The following is an 18,384-nucleotide window of genomic DNA, read 5'->3' on the forward strand; positions in this document are numbered from 1 at the left end:
CAACGTCACCATGTTTAATGATTCTAATAGGAAGACTACATGGCAGAGGTGGGGTAGTAATGGTGTGAGTCACTCCGTTCAAGAAGTTTACGAAAAAAAGACGGCAGGCTTGAAGCAAACGACGGAATCTGATCATGAAGTCGCTGTAAAAGCAGCAATTGTTCAGATGGTAGAACGTATGGAAGATTCGACTCTTTCGACGGGAATGCTGGCAAAGCTTATTTCGTACAGTCCTTTTCATTTTGATCGTATCTTTCGCTCCACCACAGGCATTCCGCCTCGGCTGTATTTATCTGCTCTTCGCTTTCAATGGAGTAAAAAGCTGCTATTGAAATCTACTTTATCAGCTACAGAAGTAGGTCAAACGGTGGGATACAGCAGTTTTAGCACCTTTTCTTCCAAATTCTCAAGTTTTATCGGGCTTTCGCCGCAGCAGTTTAGACATTTTATAGAGAGCAGGTCGCTTGGGCTCAATGAACTTCGATCCATTCGTTTGCCAGAGGGCATTAAGGCGCTTTCATCCATAGAGGGGCATGTTAAGGCGTCAGAATCGCTTCATGGCGTGATTTGTATTGGCTTGTTTCCTAGGCCAATTCCTATGGGCAAGCCTGTGGGATGCACAATAGTTTTTGAGTCAGGAGCATACGTGATACCGGATGTTCCCGATGGAACGTACTATATCATGTCAATCGCATTTTCATGGGATGCTTCTCTCGATGAGTACCTGCATCCGCAGCATTCTTGGCGTGGCAAGGCGAGTGGGAAAATCACTGTAACAGATGGCGTAGCTAAAGGCGAATCCAATGTTATCCTTCGACCTCCAAAGTTTTATGATCCGCCTATATTGATTTCCTTTCCCGTTCTCGTTCAAGCTTATCTTAATAGGCTGGAGGGATAAAAGAGAGCAAACTAGAAGAAGCAAAATTCACGGTTGATAGCTATTCTTTTTGTAGAGTCTTATCAGACTACTGCAAAAAGAGGAGTGAACGTTATGTCACGTGTTATTCATTTTGAAATAGAGACTAGAAATCCAGAGAAAAAAATGTCATTTTACGAAGAGGTTTTTGGTTGGAAGTTCCAAGAGATGATGGAGGGGTACTGGATAATCATTACGGGCGAAGATGGTGAGGAAGGAATTGACGGTGGACTAATGCGCAGCTCTACAGAAGAGGCACTGCGAACCGTTAATTCAATTACCGTGGCGGATCTGGATGAATATTTGGGCAAGGTCGAGCGGGCAGGCGGAAAAGTTACCTCCGCCAAGATGGAAATTCCCGAGATTGGCGATTTTGCTTATTGTGAGGACTCTGAAGGTCTTGCTTTTGGCGTGATTCAGTTTTTCAAAAAAGAATGAATTAGACAGTACATTGGGGGAAATCGTTATGAGCAATGTGAAAACGCAAAGCTATGAGAACCATGGGCAATATGCACCTTTGTATCATTTTATACTGGCGCCCATTGCGCTTATCCTATTTATTGCGTCGATTGTTCATATATTTAAAGAGCAATTCAGCTTCTCTTCGCTATTAATTTTTGGTCTTTCTGTATGTGTAGTTCTATTGGGTGCGGTTGTCCGTCAGTTCGCAACGAGGCTGCAGGATCGCAGCATTGTTCACGAGGAGAACTTTCGGCATTTCAGGCTTACAGGCAAACCATTGGATACAAGACTTAGCGTGCAGCAAATCATTGCTCTGCGTTTTGCGGAGGATGATGCTTTTCCTGCATTATGCGTGAAGGCTGTTGAAGCGGGAATGAATTCCGGGACGATCAAGAAATCGATTACGAATTGGAGAGCGGATCATAACCGCGTTTAAAAGCAGAACGATAACAAGGAAAGAGCAAGGATGGGCTCTAGCCGTCCTTGCTCATTTTCTGTTTATATCTTTGGATATATACCGTTCTCATGCGTCGTGCCAATACGCTTTTTTCTACTCATTAGCATTTCAATAAACAGTAGATTTGGTACCCAGCAAATCCAAGCAATAACGAAAAACGATTCATTCGTATCGGTTATTTTCCAAATGCCAGCTGCGAGTGTAGTATACAAGCGGAGTGTAATTGCAGCGCAGGTAAGAGCATAGTTTCTCGCCATCCAGCGTCCATGCTCAGCCTTATTCCGGTGGACGATGATGCTTTTTAACGCGCGATAAAGGGAATACAGCCATAAAATAGATAAAGTGCCGAAGCCAACTTTTGCAATCAGCCCGCCGTTCGCGTAAAAAGCGAGATAGAGGCCAGTGATGCCGCCAATTCCAACCATTGCAGCATAAATATAGCCGATCGTGCGGTGTGCTTTTGGCGAGCGATGCCGAAACCGCTTGATGAATTGAAACCAGCCGATTGCAATCGCTATTCCAGCAGAAACGGCATGGCCCCATAGAACGCTGTACCATAAGTCTGGCATGCTTCCTTTTTCTGTGACAAAGCCCTGCTCCTTAATGCCGTCAGGTGATCCGTACAAAAGCAAGGCGTATGCCCCAACTGCTAACGCCAAGAAAGCCAATATTCCAAGTGACCACGAACGACCGGCACTTCCTCGTACACGCATCAGTTTACCTCCGAATTTCATCGTTATTTACTGTTAATGAAAATGTATCATTTAAGCTTATTCCGCCTCAAGCGGCTGGCGACGGAGCTGCGACTACGTCTTAAGTCTAATAGTTCGATCCGCAGATAAAGACCAAATTGCCTCAATTCCGACGGAGATCATGTTAACTTATAAATAGAATTTTAGATTTTTATCTTAAATTTTAATTTGGCGGTATTTGAGTTATTATAGTGTTTGTCAGATTTTATGAAGTTAAAGTATATTAAGATTCTTCATCAATAAAAGTTGTGTGTTGCGTGTGGTGGTTATGTACCTATCAGGGTGAATTACACAAGAGGAGGGATATAGCAATGACTATCTTAAATTTAACGGACAACACTTACGATAAGTTGGTTTCTGAACAGGATGCCGTCTTGGTGGAATTTTGGGCGGAATGGTGTACGCTATGTAAACAAATGAAGCCGATTCTAGAGGAAATCGACTTAGCTTATGCAGGAAAAGTAACGGTGGTCATGGTGGATGTAGCGACGGAAACGAAAGTGACAGAACAAATGGGAGTCATGAGTTTACCAGCTTTGTTTATTTACAAAAAGGGTGAGCTAGTCGGGAAAGTGACAGGTTTTGTACCGAAAGAAACGTTAACGGGCGCCATCAATCAACTCATCCCATAGCGGGTTTAAATCAAATCAAGTTACTGCTGATCTAAAGTCAGCAGTTTTTTTATGGAAAATGTTGTTGACAATATAGGATAGGGGGGTATACTATACGAATGTAAATCAAATCGAGGAGGAATACGAAATGTCAGGAAATTCAAATGCTATGACTAATGTGAATCCGCTAAGATGGAAAGCATTGTTCTTGCTATGCTTGGCTCAGTTCATCGTTATCATGGATACATCCATCATCGGGGTTGCTCTTCCAGCTGTTAAAGAAGCACTTGGTTACTCGCAAAACAACCTGCAATGGGTATTTAATGCGTATGTCATTTTCTTCGGGGGATTATTGCTGCTAGGAGGCCGACTTTCCGATCTATTCGGTCAACGCAGGATGTTTATGCTCGGGTTTATAATCTTGTCACTTGCTTCGCTGTTAGCCGGATTAGCTTGGTCCCAGGAGTCGATGAATATCGGCCGCGCCATTCAAGGATTTGGATCTGCGCTAATCGCTCCAGCTGCATTGACCATCATCATGCAACTTTTTGTCGCTAATCCTAAGGAGTTAAACAAAGCTTTCGGCTTCTGGGGAGCATCCGCAGCAGCAGGCGGAACCGCCGGGGTTTTCCTTGGAGGAGTCATCACGGAATGGCTCAGTTGGAATTGGACATTCCTGATCAACATTCCCGTTGGCTTGTTCGCTATTCTGTACAGTCTGTATGTCCTTCCAAAAGGAACAAAAAGCAAGGGCAGCATCGATCTCTTAGGATCACTGACGGTCACAGCTGCGTTGGTGCTGGCGGTATATGCAATCGTCACTTCGGAGCATAACGGATGGGGAGCGCAAACATTTGGTCTATTGGCCATTGCTGCTGTACTGTTCATTCTGTTTCTGATCGTGCAAGCGAAGAAAAAAGACCCGCTCGTACCTCTACGAATATTTAGAGCTCCAAATCTACTTGCGAGCAATATCATTTTGGCAACTCTTTCAGGTGCTTGGATTCCGCTTTGGTTTTTCTTAAATCTGTATCTTCAACAGGTTTTGAACTATTCGGCATTCATGGGCGGGGTTGCTCTGGTGCCGATGACGATCCTCATCATGATCTTGATGGTCGCAATCATGGGAAGGCTTGTCGGCAAGTTCGGCATCAAAGGAAATCTCGTCATTGGTATGCTTATATTAGCGGGATCATTGTTGCTGTTCGCGGGGAATACGCCAGAAGATGGCAACTTCGTTACCAACGTTCTATGGGCTTCTCTACTCGGGGCACTTGGCATGTCAATGGCTTATATCCCGGCAACGATTTCCTCCTTGTCGGGGGCAAGACCGGAAGAATCCGGTTTGGCGTCGGGCTTATCCAATATGAGCTATCAGATTGGTTCAGCCATTGGATTAGCTGTCATGGTTGCCGTATCTTCTTCCTGGACCAAAGGGGAGCTGGATAAAGGGATCGATCAAATCGCAGCATTAAATACGGGTTTTCACTCCGCATTCGTTGGAGCAGCTATCATCGCTATCGTGGGTGCACTTATTGCGTTGATTTTTATCCGTAAAGGGAAAACGTCAGAGAATTGAAAATGAGATAGCATAATAATCAGTCGTGTTATTCACGGCTGATTTGCTGCTTTATTAGAGCTTTGCATCGGATAGGGTTAGGGGGTATAATAGGGCATAAGGGGAGGGGATAAGCCATGGAAAATGAATTAACGGTTGCATCCGCTGGACATGAAAATCATCACCACCATCAACATAGCCATCACTCCGAGAAGACCAAGATAAACCTGACCAGTCGCCTGAACCGAATTGAAGGGCAAATTCGAGGGATCAAAGGGTTAATCGAAAAAGATACGTACTGCGATGACGTGCTCAATCAGATCGCGTCGGTTCAATCGGCTCTAAACGGCGTCGGAAAATTACTTCTCGAGAACCATATGAAAAGCTGTGTCGTTGAAAAAATTCAATCGGGTGAACATGGAGTCATTGATGAGTTGCTGACGACAATAAATAAACTAATGAAATGAAAATCGGAGCAAATGTGCTTGTGTACATTTGCTTTTAAATTTTATTCATCAACTACGCTTGACAAATATAGGGTACGGGGGTATTCTATAATTATTGTTACCATTAATTACAAAGGTTGTGTTGGAGCTTGACTCTTCGTAAATTAGCCTTAGCAACCCCACTCTCATAAAGGTGCGGAAGAAGTGGGCATGCCATTCGTTCATTGGCTGGATGAAGCGTTCACCGGCTTGGAAGTGTCGATTCTAATAAAATCGGATATGCAGGCTGCACCCTTGGAGCAAGTGAACCGTTTGCGAAAGGGAAGTGTGACTAAGCTTGTCGGTTGAATCAACTTCAAGGAAGTTATCAATAAATTATTTATTATTTTGCCGTTAATATACTATAGGGTAGTATAGTATGCTAACGAAACAAATGAGACGGAGGAATTAAAAATGAAAAACGTAATGTTAAATGTAGAAGGAATGACTTGTGGCAGTTGTGTTCGTAGGATTGAAGGTGCAGTCGAAACTCTCGGTGCAAAAGCGACAGTTGATCGAGCCGCAGGTCTGGTTGAATTAGTGTATGACGACAGTGAAATCTCATTGGATGCCATTGTCGAAACGATTGAGAAACAGGGCTACGATGTCGTGAAATAAAAAAGTCACATAGATAAGATGGTAATACAACAGAAGAATAGGTGATGATCATGAGCAGTTCTAATCAAGCAGTATCAAACCAACAAGCCACACTACAAATCACTGGCATGACTTGCGCAGCATGTGCGAGCCGTATAGAGAAAGGTCTGAATAAGCTGGAAGGCGTTGCACAAGCAAACGTGAACTTCGCCATGGAGCAAGCATCCGTCAACTTTGACCCTTCTCAAGTGAACATGTCCCAATTGGAACAGAAAATTCAAGCCTTGGGATACGGTACGGTAAAGGAGTCCATTGACTTCGATATTGTAGGCATGACCTGCGCAGCGTGCGCCACGCGCATCGAGAAGGGCCTTAACAAAATGAGCGGCGTAAAAGCGACGGTAAACTTAGCTTTGGAGACGGCGCATGTGGAATTTATTCCATCCATGACAAGTGCTGCGGATATGATCAAGAAAGTCGAACAGATCGGCTATAAAGCTAAACCAAAGAACGAGCAGACGAGTGAAAGCGATCATAAGAAAAAAGAAGTCCGCAGCCTGCAGATCCGGTTGATTGTATCAGCTATTCTCTCTTTGCCGCTTCTCTGGGCTATGGTTGGGCATTTCTCCTTTACGTCATGGATATGGGTGCCTGAGATTTTCATGAATCCATGGTTCCAATTGATATTGGCTACCCCAGTACAGTTCATTATTGGCAGCCGATTCTATGTCGGAGCCTACAAGGCGCTGCGCAATGGCAGTGCGAATATGGATGTATTGGTAGCGCTCGGCACATCTGCCGCCTACTTCTATAGTGTTTACTTAACCATCGAATCAATAAATGCATCCGCACATCATCAGGTTGAGATGTATTATGAGACGAGTGCCGTGCTGATTACGTTAATATTGCTGGGTAAATTATTCGAAACGCTGGCGAAAGGCCGATCTTCCGAAGCGATTAAAGCATTGATGGGCTTACAAGCCAAGTCGGCTATCGTCATACGGGATGGTCAGGAAGTTAGTATTCCAATAGAAGACGTAGTAACTGGAGATGTATTCCTAGTTAAACCCGGCGAGAAAGTGCCAGTCGATGGTGTAGTGCTTGAAGGGTTATCGGCAGTTGATGAATCGATGTTAACCGGTGAAAGTATCCCGGTAGATAAGCAGACAGGAGATCAAGTCATTGGAGCAACGCTGAACAAAAACGGCGTGCTTAAAGTTAGAGCGACTAAAGTCGGCAAAGAAACGGCGCTTTCCCAAATCATCAAAGTCGTAGAGGAAGCGCAAGGCTCGAAAGCGCCGATTCAAAGGGTAGCCGACGTGATCTCGGGAATCTTCGTCCCGATCGTTGTAGGGATCGCAATCGTCACTTTCTTGATCTGGTACTTCGCTGTTGATGCAGGCAATTTCGCAGAGGCGTTGGAGAAGGCAATTGCCGTTCTGGTTATAGCATGCCCGTGTGCGCTAGGTCTTGCTACGCCAACATCGATTATGGCCGGTTCGGGTCGATCCGCTGAACTCGGTATTTTGTTCAAAGGCGGCGAGCATTTAGAATCCACGCATCGCATTAACACTATTATATTGGATAAAACGGGAACGGTAACGAAAGGCAAGCCGGAATTGACGGATGTACGGATTGAGCAAGGCTATAATCGGGAGCAGCTCTTGTCCTGGATTGCTGCAGCGGAGAAAAATTCGGAGCATCCGCTAGCGGAAGCGATTGTGGCTGGCATTCAAGAGCAAGGTATTTCTCTCCCATCGACAGATTCCTTTCAAGCGATACCTGGGTTTGGCATTGAAGCTACAGTTCAAGGGAACGAATTGCTAATAGGAACCCGAAAGTTATTGGCGAAAGCTAACGTGAACGCGGAGTCCGCTTTTGAGGAAATGAGCCGACTGGAGTCGGTTGGAAAAACAGCGATGCTGGTTGCGGTTAACGGGAAGTACGCTGGTATGGTAGCCGTAGCGGACACGATTAAAGATACGTCAAAGCAGGCAGTTGCCAGATTAAAGCAGCTCGGTTTGGAAGTCGTGATGATGACAGGCGACAATGAACGTACGGCGAAAGCCATAGCGAGTCAAGTTGGAATTGACCATGTGCTGGCGGAAGTGCTGCCGGATGGTAAAGCCAACGAGGTCAAGAGATTGCAAGAAAGCGGTAAGAAGGTCGCGATGGTTGGAGATGGAATTAACGATGCGCCGGCATTGGCAATTGCGGATATCGGGATGGCGATCGGAACGGGAACCGACGTGGCCATGGAGGCCGCGGATGTTACTTTAATGCGCGGGGACTTGAACAGTATTCCGGACGCGATCTCGATGAGTAAGAAAACGATGGTAAACATTAAGCAAAACTTGTTCTGGGCGCTTGCTTATAATGTCATCGGGATCCCGATTGCAGCGCTTGGATTCCTTGCACCCTGGCTCGCCGGAGCAGCTATGGCTTTAAGCTCCGTCTCTGTCGTGCTGAATGCGCTTCGTCTACAAAGGGCAAAAGTATAAAGTTATTCAGATCATGGAGGCTAAAATGAAACGAATTTATTTGATCGGATTGCTAGCTGTACTCGTTCTTGTTGCTGCTTGCGGAAAACAGAATAAACAAGAAACAGATAATCATGGTGCTCATGGCGGCAATTCTCAAGCGGCATCAAGCGCCGGAGAGCACGGAGCTCACGGAGAAGAACATGCTGGCGAGACGAAGAAGCTTGAGACCAATGCTGTTTGGAAATGGTCTGAAGAAACGCCGAAATCTGGAGAGAACACCGTAATAACCGTACAAATTCAAGATACGGACGGAAAGGCCATCGAGGCATTTGATATAAATCACGAGAAGAAGCTTCATCTCATCGCAGTCAGCAAAGATTTATCTTTTTTTGACCACATCCATCCGGAGTACAAAGGGAATGGGCAATTCGAAATCACGGCATCGTTCCCTTCTGGTGGAGATTATAAGTTATTCGCCGACTATATTCCTACCGGCGGCTCCGCCACAACGAAGTCCGAATGGATTAAGGTAGAAGGGCTAGCCGCTGAACAAGTACCGATTAAACCATCGGATGAACATTCCGTGATCCTGGACGGGGTAGAAATCACACTCGAAAACAATCATTCGGAAGCCGGCAAAGAAATAGAGTTAAACTTCAAACTTACGGATGCGAAGTCCAAAGAACCGATAACGGATCTAGAGCCTTACCTAGGCGCAGTTGGGCACGTTGTAATTCTAAGCGAAGATACAGAGCAGTATTTGCATGTACACCCGATGGAGGAAAAAGCGAAAGGCCCGGATGCGAAATTCATGACGACTTTCCCGAGTGCCGGTGTATATAAGATTTGGGGGCAATTTCAACGAAACGGTAAAACGTTTATCAGTCCTTTTGTAGTTGAAGTGAAATAAACTAATCTTAAGTCCGCGTAAAAACGCGGGCTTTTTTTAGTTATTGGACAATGTTCCTGTCATCTGACACAAATAGGCTATGGTATAGTAAGGGAATGGATTGAAAATATATAACTTTACATAGATAGGATGGGTGGGACGGCTTGAAACAACGCATATTGCTCGTAGAGGACGACCGATCGATTAGCGAAATGGTAGAGGCTTATTTGACGTTGGAAGGCTTCCATATCGTACATGCGGCAGATGGTGAAGAAGCATTACGGTTATTTTCGCAGGAAACGTATGATTTAATATTGCTGGATGTCATGCTGCCTAAGCTGAATGGCATTGATTTTCTGAAGAAGATTAGGGAGCATAGTCTGCTTCCAGTCCTCATTTTATCTGCTAAGGATGGCGATGTGGACAAAGCTTTAGGATTAGGATTCGGAGCGGATGACTATCTGGCCAAACCGTTCTCTATGATCGAACTGCTCGCAAGAGTAAAGGCTGCGATACGCAGAGCAACGCAATACTCAGGTGTTCGGAATCAGGCAGCGCCTAGTGTACTTCGTGTTCATGAGCTTACGATCGATACGGACAATATTGATGTAAGCAAACGGGGCAAGTCGATTAAGCTTACTTCAAAGGAATGGCAGATCATAAAGCTTCTAACGTTGAACCCAACCAAAGTGTTTACGAAGGAGCAAATTTACAGATCGGTATGGAACGATGATTACTTTGGAGATGAGAATGTTATAAACGTTCATATCAGCCGTTTAAGAGAGAAGATCGAAGACGATCCATCATCGCCGCAATATATAAAGACGTTATGGGGCATCGGATATAAGCTGGGAGAATTTTAATATGGTTTATAGTTTAGTAGGTATCATTGTCATACTCGCCATTTTAAATGTCATTCAGTATCAGATGAAGCGCGCTAGAAGCTCTGGCTTACGGTATATTACAAACCAGATCAGCAGACAGCTAGAGCAGCACTCTTCGGAAATGCTGCTCCTCATGACAGATGATCGCGAATTGAAGCTGCTGCTGGTAGAGTTAAACCGCCTCTTGACAGATAATCAAAATAAGCTGGCGCAGTTTACCAAAACGAATCATTCCATGAGGAAAATGCTTGCTAACTTCTCGCATGATCTAAAAACACCGCTAACCGTCGTGCTCGGCTATGCCGAGATGATACAAGGCAGCCGCGAAATGGCATTTGAAGAAAGAGAACGTCTTCTGCGGCTTATTCATGAAAAAACGCTGGAGATCATTAAGCTGATGAACGGTTTTTTCGATTTAGCTAGATTAGAAGCGGGTGACAACGACATTACGCTATCGCGAATACATATGAACGAGCTATGCAAAAAAAGCATTTTGACCTTTTACGATTTGGTGCAGGCAAGCGGCTATGAAGCAGATATTCAAATTCCAGAAGAAGCGATCTATGCTTTAGGGAACGAGGAAGCGCTGGAGCGGGTGCTCAGCAATTTATTGTCCAATGCCATTCGTTACGGCAGCGATGGGAAGAGTATTGGGATTGCTATGAGCGTTGATGATTCGCATGTTAGGATTGACGTTTCGGATTGCGGCAAAGGGATTAGCGCTCGAAATCAGGAGCTTGTTTTTGAAAGGATGTTTACGCTGGAGGAGTCTAGAAACAAGGCTTTCCAGGGAAGTGGATTGGGCTTAACGATTACGAAAAGACTCGTGGAGGAAATGAATGGCGAGATTACATTGCATAGCATCCCATTTGAGAAAACGACGTTCACGGTTAAGCTGAGGCGCATGACCTATTAGCAACTTAAGATTTTTGTTAGAAATAAGCAACAAATAAGATAAAGGTATTCGATAAACTGAGAACTAGTTACAACATGGAAAGAAGGAGAGAACGAGTGGATTATATTTTGAGAACGAGCGGCCTGACGAAAGCATTTGAGGGCAAAGAAGTCGTAAGCAATGTAAGCATGAGCGTGCGGAAGGGTGAAATATACGGTTTCCTTGGTCCAAATGGCGCAGGGAAAACGACCGTTATGAAAATGCTCACGAATTTGATTAAGCCCACTGCGGGACAAATCGAATTGTTTAATGAGCCGCTTAGGCCTAACACGTATGATGTATTTAAAAGAATGGGAAGCATCATTGAAATGCCGGTTTTTTATGACAAGCTGACTGCCAAACAAAACCTGCAGCTGCATAACGAGTACATGGGCTGCCATGATGACAAGGTTATCGGAGAGGTGCTCGGCATGGTTGCCCTGCGTAACGTGGATGATAAAGCGGTCAAAAACTTCTCGCTTGGGATGAAACAAAGACTGGCGATCGCTAGAGCGATTATGAACAGACCTGAATTGCTCATATTGGATGAGCCGATTAATGGGCTTGATCCTGCCGGCATTAAAGAAATTCGTAATCTGCTTCAAATGCTAAGTACAGATTATGGAGTTACTATTCTCATATCGAGCCATTTGCTCAGTGAAATAGAGCAAATGGCCAATACGATTGGCGTGATCAGCGGCGGCAGGCTCATTAAACAGGTGTCGATGGCAGATGTACGGGGCCAGAACTCAGAATATATCGAGCTCATAACGCCGGATCGGACTAAGGCATGCGCTGTGCTAGCCAACGAGCTCCAGCTCACTAATTTTAAAATTATAGATGACAATATGATTCGTATCTTTGAATCGGGAGCGATGCAGACGACGATTTCAAAGTCGCTTGCACTAAATGATGTAAATATCGAGTCGCTGAACAAGAAGTACACTTCTTTGGAGCAGTATTTCCTCGATTTGATTCAAGGAGACGAGGTGAAGCATCCGTGATTAAACTTATGAAGCTGGAAATAGCGAAAATGGGATTAGGCTGGTATGTGAAGGCAGCGATTATAGCGAATGTCGCGATTGTTACGCTAATGTTTATGATCGGTTACTTTGAGGGTGTAGAAGTTAAAAACGAGATCGCAAATATTGGAGAGCTGTATATTATAGCTGGCGCTATGGTTAGATCAACGTTTATCGTCATGGCTGCCGTTCTAATTAGCAAGTTAATCATTGATGAGTATAAGAAAAAAACAATTCTAGTTATGTTTATGTACCCGGTTAGTCGCAAGAAGCTGTTTGCTTCCAAGCTGGCGATTGTAGCTATCCTTACTTTTGTTGCAATAATCATCTCGCATATTTTCACATTGTCTATGCTTATTGGCATAAATCATTTTTTTCATATTATAGAGGAAGCGCCTGTACCGCTGGATTATGCTGCGCAGCTAGCAAGCATCGTAAGCTTTGCCTTTGCAGCAGCAGGAGCAAGTTTAGTGCCGCTTTATTTCGGCATGCGCAAGCATTCGGTGCCTGCAACTATTCTCTCTTCACTCCTAATCGTCATACTGACAAGTTCGAGTAATCCTGTTTTCTCACTGGCAACCATCATTTACATTCCGCTTGCTTTAGCAGTATTTGGCGTAGCGATCGCCTGGTCAACGGTTCGGCATATCGAGAATAGGGATGTTTTGTAACACCAAAATCTATTAATTATCATAGAATATTTGAGGGTGAATAAACTAGAATCGAGATTGGTGGTGGATGACGACAATACGATTTTGGCAAAACAGAAATCAACAATGGCTACGGGTAAGCAAAAGGGGACCACATTGATGTGATCCCCTTTTGCTTGTAAAGCTTAATACTTACGCGTCTTCCCATTTCTGTTTGAAGAACAGCTGATATACCTTGGTAACAACGATTTTCAGCATCATATATACCGGTATAATAATGATTACGCCTATGATTCCAAAAGCGTCACTGCCCACCAGCACCAATAGAATAGTTGTAATAGGGTGAATATCGAGCTGTTTTCCGAAAATATAAGGTGAAATAATATTATCCTGTATTTGTTGTGAGAGTAGAATGACCACTAATGACCAAATCGCAACAGTTGGCGATTCAATTAAACCAATAATGACGATCGGTACAGCAGACAGTATGGCACCTATAAAAGGAATAAAGTTCATAATAACAGCAACGACAGTCAATAAAAGAGCATAAGGCAAACCGATGATAAGGAAGCCGATATACATCAGAACACCGAGCGCCAGATTTACAACAACTCTCCCAACAATGAATCCGCTTAGAGCCGTATCAATCTCCTGCATCGTTTTTTCACCTTCAGCATGGTATCTCTTAGGCATGAAGCTGACGATTTTCTGGCCGAATTTATCCCCTTCCTTCAACATGTAAAAAAGAAGAATAGGGAAGGTGAACAAAATGAGTGCGAAATTAGAGATAAAAGAAAACATCCCCGTTAAATAGTTAGTCAACAATGAAAATCCTTTATTCAGGTATTCGGTTATTTTTGAAAAAGGACTTACATCTTCAGGTAAAATGTCTGCTAAAAACCCGTTCTGTTCCAGATCTTGCAGCTGTTTGCCTAACGTATTGAAAAGATTAGGCGCATTATTTACTAAATTGAAAAACTGAGTGCGAAGCGAAGGAAATACGCCAACGATAAATAAACTAAACAGCACAGCAGCTGCTAAATAAATAATGAGAATGACCCAAGGTCTCTTTAATTTAGGTCGCTCCATCCAGTTTACAAGCGGGCGTAGTAGATAATAGAAAAAAGAAGCGAGCATCAACGGAATCATAACAATACTGAACAAAGAAACGAAGGGCTTGAAAATAAAATCGACAAGTGATGCTAAATAAATAATGGCAAGAACTAAAATAACAGCGAAACAAATTTTAATAAATCGGTTTAAAGAAATCAGGGCGCTCACTCCATCTGCTATGAATTGTTTTTAGTATCGAATATTATTATCGCCATTAATAAATTCGTTTAGACTAAGGGAAATCTTTTCTGTTTTTGTTTCATTTTAAAAGATTATGTACATATTATTGCATAAAAACAGAGAGGAATCTAACTCGTAAACTAATATTGAAAAATAGTTTATAAGAGTTTCGTTTGTTGAAAATTTCTTAAATATTTTTAAAGTAATGATTGAAGTTATGAGTAAAACGGAGATTATATTTACAAAAAGAAAATACATATTTTATTAAATGTAATTATATAACAGTACAAACCTAACAAATAACTATCATGAAAATGTAATACATCACATTAAAGCTTGACAGCGTTTACTATAGACATTAGTATATGATCCATTAGAGTAATGAAATCCAAAAACAAGAATATATATATTGAATATGCTATAAATTATAGTTGCAGTTAAATTGTTTTATGCTTATATTAGATATGATAAATCTATGGTTTGAAAATTCGGAAAATTATGAATATTGCAAGTTTAGAATCACTACGTTAGGAGGATTCTATTGAAAAAAGAGCTGCTGAAAATTGAGAATTTGACGACTTCTTTTCGAATTGCGGATCGTTATTACGCAGCAGTGGATGATGTGACGCTAACGGTAAAAGAAAATGAGGTTCTTGCCATAGTGGGGGAATCGGGCTCCGGCAAGAGTGCACTGGCCTATTCCATCATGGGCCTCCATACGAGAGCAAAGATAGAAGGAAATATTTATTACCAAGGACAGGACATTGTCCAGATGTCACCCTCCACGCTAAATAAATTGAGAGGGAAAGAAATAGGCATGATCTTCCAAGACCCATTATCCGCATTAAATCCCCTTATGATTATCGGTTCTCAGATTGAAGAAGTTATTCTCCTGCACCAGCCCAAACTCTCTAGTAAGGAAAGAGCGGACAGGGCGATCGAGCTTTTAACTAAAGTGGGTATTCCTCGCCCAGAGCATACATACGGGCGTTACCCCCATGAATTGTCCGGCGGGATGAGGCAGCGTGTCATTATTGCCATAGCGATTGCCAATGATCCTAAGCTATTAATTGCAGATGAACCGACTACAGCTCTGGATGTAACGATACAATTGCAAATTCTTGAATTGCTGCGGCGATTGAAGGATGAAAGCAAGGCTGGCATTGTATTAATCACGCATGACTTGGGCGTTGTGGCCGAGATGGCTGACCGAGTCGCTGTTATGTATGCCGGACAAATTGTTGAAATTGCCGATATCTACACAATCATTGCTAAAGCACAGCATCCCTATACCAGATCATTATTGCAATCGATACCAACTGTGAATGAAGCAAAGTCTAAGCTCCATGTTATTCAGGGAATTGTGCCATCTCTTCAGAACCTCCCGAGGCAGGGCTGCCGTTTTCGATCGAGGACGCCTTGGATTGCTGAGGCTGCACATGAAGTGAACCCGGAAATGCATGAGATTTCTCCGGGCCATTTCGTCAGATGCAGCTGCTACAAGCATTTTCACTTCCCTGACGAGAAGGAGGATCATCAACATGTCATTTCTTGAGATCAGCGATCTAAAGGTGCATTTTCCGAATCGCGGGAGTCTTTTCAGTAAAAAGGGTCCACCGATCAAAGCGGTAGACGGAATACAATTCTCCTTGGAGCAGGGACAGACCTATGGACTAGTAGGCGAGTCTGGCTCTGGCAAGACCACGACAGGCAGAGCTATCATCGGCTTAAATGCAATTACATCAGGAAGTGTTCTCTTCCAAGGCCAGCAGCTTGCTGCAGGCGGACTTCGAAGCCATGCAGGCTTCCGCAGAGATATTCAAATGATCTTCCAAGATCCCTATTCCTCCTTGAATCCTAAGAAACGCGTGCTTGATATTATCGCTGAGCCGCTGCGAAATTTTGAGAAGCAGTCTGCTGGCGAAGAGAAGCGTAGTGTACAACAATTATTGGAGCAAGTGGGCTTGAGCCCAGAATCGATTTATAAATATCCTCATGAATTTTCGGGAGGCCAGCGGCAGCGAATTGGGATTGCGAGAGCCATCGCTTTAAAACCAAAGCTGATTATAGCCGATGAACCTGTGTCAGCGCTGGACGTCTCCGTTCAAGCGCAGGTACTAAACTTCATGCAGGATATTCAGAAAGAGCTAAACCTTACTTATCTGCTCATTAGTCATGATCTCGGCATTATAAGGCATATGTGCGATCATATTGGCATTATGTACAAAGGCCGTTACGTTGAACGAGGAACGACAGCTGATATATTCAATCAGCCTCAGCATATTTATACGAAGCGTCTTATCTCGGCTATTCCTGACATTGATCCAACGAAGCGAGAGGAAAAACACTCGTTTCGCAAAGCGGTAAAGGCGGAATATGAACAAGCCTATGAGAATTATTTTGACGAGGATGGTTTGGCTTATCCGTTAAAACCCGTTTCAGAAACACATTTCGTGGCTTTGCCTGGGAGAGGGTGAGGACGATGTGGCGCACAGTTTTACGAAGAATAGTCATTATGATCCCTCAAATTATATTGTTAAGCATCCTCGTCTTTCTAATAGCCAAGGCCATGCCGGGGGACGCATTGACTGGACTGATCGATCCAAGTATAGACCCCGCTGCGATGGATGCACAGCGTGAGAGGCTAGGCCTTAACAATCCGTGGTATGTGCAGTATTGGGACTGGATTACGAAAGCTGTGCAAGGTGACTTCGGACAGTCGTTTCGTTTCAAAATGCCAGTGTCTGATCTGATTGGCCAGCGCATGATGAATACCGTTTGGTTATCCATCGTCACTCTAATCCTTACTTACTTGATTGCAATACCGCTTGGGATTACAAGCGGCCGCTATAACGACACATGGGGAGATCGATTGATTACAGGATATACCTATATTGGATTTGCGGCCCCGCTATTTATTTTCGCTTTATTAATGTTATGGGTGTTCGGCTTTCATTTTGGTTGGTTTCCAACAGGGGGAAGCGTCGCTCCAGGACTGGAACCAAGTACTCTTCAATATGCTATGAGCAAATTTTATCATTTGCTGCTCCCAGCCATCTCGATGGCTCTTATCGCAACCGTGTCGACGGTTCAATATCTTCGAAGCGAAATCATTGATACGAAGCAAAAGGATTTCATTATCACAGCAAGAGCAAAAGGCGCCTCAGAATCCCGCGTATATAATCGCCATATTTTAAGAAATTCGTTATTGCCGATCGCAGCTTTTTTTGGTTATGAAATTACTGGACTCATCGGAGGCACGGTGTTCATAGAGGGGATCTTCAGTTATCCAGGAATGGGTCAACTATTCTTAAGCTCTATCGCTCTGCGGGATTTCAGCGTCGTTACTGCGCTTGTTTTATTGTATGGAGTGGCTTCTATTGTTGGGGCATTAATCTCTGACATTGTTTTGAGTATCGTTGATCCTCGTATTCGAATTAAATAAGAACTCGAGATGTTGAGGTGAAAGAAATGAGAAAGACGAACATTCCCATAACCGCGCTCCAGGTGCCGGATAAAAGCCCGTCAAGCTTGAATATTATTTGGCGGGAAATCGTACGAGACAAAGTCGCATTCGTATCCTTAATTTTTTTGAGCGTAGTTATTCTTTCTGTGTATGGGATCTCGCTTGTTCTGAATCAGGAGCAAATTGTATCGGTTGATTTATTTGCACTGAAAAAGCCGCCGTCATCCGAGCATTTGTTAGGTACGGACTATGGAGGCCGCGATGTTTTTGGGCAATTAATTATTGGGACTCGAAATTCATTAACGATTGCTATTATTGTTACTGCGTTTACAGGAGTAATTGGCGTATGTGTTGGACTCATTTCTGGTTATTTCGGTGGTACGGTTGACAATATCTTTATGAGATTTGTTGACTTCTTTATGATCCTGCCGACCTTGATGATCGTGATCGCGTTTGTTACAGCCGTGCCCAAATATAATATTTGGTCGTTCTCGCTTATCATGACCGCTTTTTTGTGGATGGGGATTGCAAGATTAATTCGTTCGAAAGCGCTGCAGGAGAAGGAGCTTGATTATGTTCAGGCATCCAAAACATTAGGCTCCTCCAATTTTAAAATCATGATGGTCCAGGTATTGCCGAATTTAAGTTCCATCATAATTGTAACGATGACTTTGAACTTGGCGGCAAATATCGGTTTAGAGTCTGGACTATCGTTTCTTGGCTTCGGGTTTCCTGAGAGCATGCCCAGCTTAGGCACGTTAGTCAGCTATGCTAGAGACCCGCAAACGCTCGAGCTTAGATGGTGGATATGGTTACCTGCATCGATACTGATTTTGGTACTGATGTTGAGTATAAACAATGTCGGTCAAGCGCTAAAGCGTGCGACGGATGCAAGACAAAGAAAAGGATAATAAAGGAGGAGAAT

20 protein-coding genes are annotated in these 18,384 nt (G+C 43.6%); 18 read left to right on the forward strand and 2 right to left on the reverse strand.

The annotated features are described in order from the left end of the window. Window positions 1-64 precede the first annotated feature (64 nt). The 3 genes from MHH56_RS03725 (at window position 65) to MHH56_RS03735 (ending at window position 1,814) form a co-directional block, all read left to right on the forward strand. Window positions 65-898 carry an AraC family transcriptional regulator gene (locus tag MHH56_RS03725; RefSeq protein WP_339206694.1) on the forward strand — a complete coding sequence of 278 codons (834 nt, stop codon included), beginning with the start codon at window positions 65-67 and terminating at the stop codon, window positions 896-898. A 93-nt stretch (window positions 899-991) separates the two neighbouring features. Continuing rightward, entirely contained in the window at window positions 992-1,354 is a 363-nt protein-coding gene (locus tag MHH56_RS03730; RefSeq protein ID WP_339206696.1) for a VOC family protein, read from the forward strand. 28 nt (window positions 1,355-1,382) lie between these two features. Continuing rightward, on the forward strand, window positions 1,383-1,814 hold the full coding sequence (locus MHH56_RS03735) for a DUF6526 family protein (protein ID WP_339206697.1): 432 nt from the start codon (window positions 1,383-1,385) through the stop codon (window positions 1,812-1,814). Window positions 1,815-1,876: 62 nt separating this feature from the next. On the opposite strand, the gene MHH56_RS03740 is transcribed toward MHH56_RS03735, so the two are convergent. Beyond that, window positions 1,877-2,569, reverse strand: coding sequence for a DUF2306 domain-containing protein (locus MHH56_RS03740; RefSeq protein WP_339206698.1), 693 nt, complete (start codon window positions 2,567-2,569; stop codon window positions 1,877-1,879). A 329-nt stretch (window positions 2,570-2,898) separates the two neighbouring features. On the opposite strand from MHH56_RS03740, the gene MHH56_RS03745 reads away from it, so the two are divergent. From MHH56_RS03745 to MHH56_RS03795, 11 genes are all read left to right on the forward strand, one after another. Further along, complete coding sequence (locus tag MHH56_RS03745) at window positions 2,899-3,219, forward strand: thioredoxin domain-containing protein (RefSeq protein WP_339206700.1); 321 nt, start codon at window positions 2,899-2,901, stop codon at window positions 3,217-3,219. Window positions 3,220-3,346: 127 nt separating this feature from the next. Further along, window positions 3,347-4,777, forward strand: coding sequence for an MFS transporter (locus tag MHH56_RS03750; RefSeq protein ID WP_339206701.1), 1,431 nt, complete (start codon window positions 3,347-3,349; stop codon window positions 4,775-4,777). 116 nt (window positions 4,778-4,893) lie between these two features. After that, window positions 4,894-5,223 (forward strand): metal-sensitive transcriptional regulator, encoded by a 330-nt coding sequence (locus MHH56_RS03755; protein ID WP_076268759.1) that lies wholly within the window; start codon window positions 4,894-4,896, stop codon window positions 5,221-5,223. Between the two features lie 189 nt (window positions 5,224-5,412). Further along, complete coding sequence (locus tag MHH56_RS03760) at window positions 5,413-5,550, forward strand: hypothetical protein (RefSeq protein ID WP_339206702.1); 138 nt, start codon at window positions 5,413-5,415, stop codon at window positions 5,548-5,550. 105 nt (window positions 5,551-5,655) lie between these two features. Continuing rightward, window positions 5,656-5,859 (forward strand): cation transporter, encoded by a 204-nt coding sequence (locus MHH56_RS03765; protein WP_054026361.1) that lies wholly within the window; start codon window positions 5,656-5,658, stop codon window positions 5,857-5,859. 50 nt (window positions 5,860-5,909) lie between these two features. Further along, complete coding sequence (locus MHH56_RS03770) at window positions 5,910-8,339, forward strand: heavy metal translocating P-type ATPase (protein WP_339206703.1); 2,430 nt, start codon at window positions 5,910-5,912, stop codon at window positions 8,337-8,339. Then, window positions 8,308-9,231: a hypothetical protein gene (locus MHH56_RS03775; RefSeq protein WP_339206704.1), complete on the forward strand. Its 924-nt coding sequence runs from the start codon at window positions 8,308-8,310 to the stop codon at window positions 9,229-9,231. Before MHH56_RS03770 ends, MHH56_RS03775 begins: the two co-directional genes overlap by 32 nt. A gap of 143 nt (window positions 9,232-9,374) precedes the next feature. Beyond that, window positions 9,375-10,073, forward strand: a complete 699-nt coding sequence (locus MHH56_RS03780) for a response regulator transcription factor (RefSeq protein WP_339206706.1) — start codon at window positions 9,375-9,377, stop codon at window positions 10,071-10,073. A gap of 1 nt (window position 10,074) precedes the next feature. Continuing rightward, complete coding sequence (locus MHH56_RS03785) at window positions 10,075-11,010, forward strand: ATP-binding protein (RefSeq protein WP_339206707.1); 936 nt, start codon at window positions 10,075-10,077, stop codon at window positions 11,008-11,010. 95 nt (window positions 11,011-11,105) lie between these two features. Next, window positions 11,106-12,032: an ATP-binding cassette domain-containing protein gene (locus MHH56_RS03790; RefSeq protein WP_339206709.1), complete on the forward strand. Its 927-nt coding sequence runs from the start codon at window positions 11,106-11,108 to the stop codon at window positions 12,030-12,032. Next, window positions 12,029-12,721 (forward strand): ABC transporter permease, encoded by a 693-nt coding sequence (locus MHH56_RS03795; RefSeq protein ID WP_339206710.1) that lies wholly within the window; start codon window positions 12,029-12,031, stop codon window positions 12,719-12,721. The genes MHH56_RS03790 and MHH56_RS03795 overlap by 4 nt, the downstream gene beginning before the upstream one ends. Before the next feature lie 171 nt (window positions 12,722-12,892). Here the strand turns inward: MHH56_RS03795 and MHH56_RS03800 are convergent, their stop codons facing one another. Beyond that, window positions 12,893-13,972, reverse strand: a complete 1,080-nt coding sequence (locus MHH56_RS03800; RefSeq protein WP_339209496.1) for an AI-2E family transporter — start codon at window positions 13,970-13,972, stop codon at window positions 12,893-12,895. Between the two features lie 562 nt (window positions 13,973-14,534). Here MHH56_RS03800 and MHH56_RS03805 point away from each other — a divergent pair. From MHH56_RS03805 to MHH56_RS03820, 4 genes are read left to right on the forward strand one after another with little or no spacing between them, the layout of a single operon-like run. Continuing rightward, on the forward strand, window positions 14,535-15,548 hold the full coding sequence (locus tag MHH56_RS03805) for an ABC transporter ATP-binding protein (protein ID WP_339206712.1): 1,014 nt from the start codon (window positions 14,535-14,537) through the stop codon (window positions 15,546-15,548). Beyond that, window positions 15,535-16,470, forward strand: a complete 936-nt coding sequence (locus MHH56_RS03810) for an ATP-binding cassette domain-containing protein (RefSeq protein ID WP_339206714.1) — start codon at window positions 15,535-15,537, stop codon at window positions 16,468-16,470. Before MHH56_RS03805 ends, MHH56_RS03810 begins: the two co-directional genes overlap by 14 nt. Before the next feature lie 5 nt (window positions 16,471-16,475). Next, complete coding sequence (gene opp4B, locus MHH56_RS03815) at window positions 16,476-17,438, forward strand: oligopeptide ABC transporter permease (RefSeq protein WP_339206716.1); 963 nt, start codon at window positions 16,476-16,478, stop codon at window positions 17,436-17,438. Window positions 17,439-17,464: 26 nt separating this feature from the next. Then, entirely contained in the window at window positions 17,465-18,370 is a 906-nt protein-coding gene (locus MHH56_RS03820) for an ABC transporter permease (protein ID WP_076268768.1), read from the forward strand. Window positions 18,371-18,384: the final 14 nt, after the last annotated feature.

The sequence above is a fragment of the Paenibacillus sp. FSL K6-3182 genome (genome assembly GCF_037976325.1).
Classification (GTDB): Bacteria; Bacillota; Bacilli; order Paenibacillales; family Paenibacillaceae; genus Pristimantibacillus.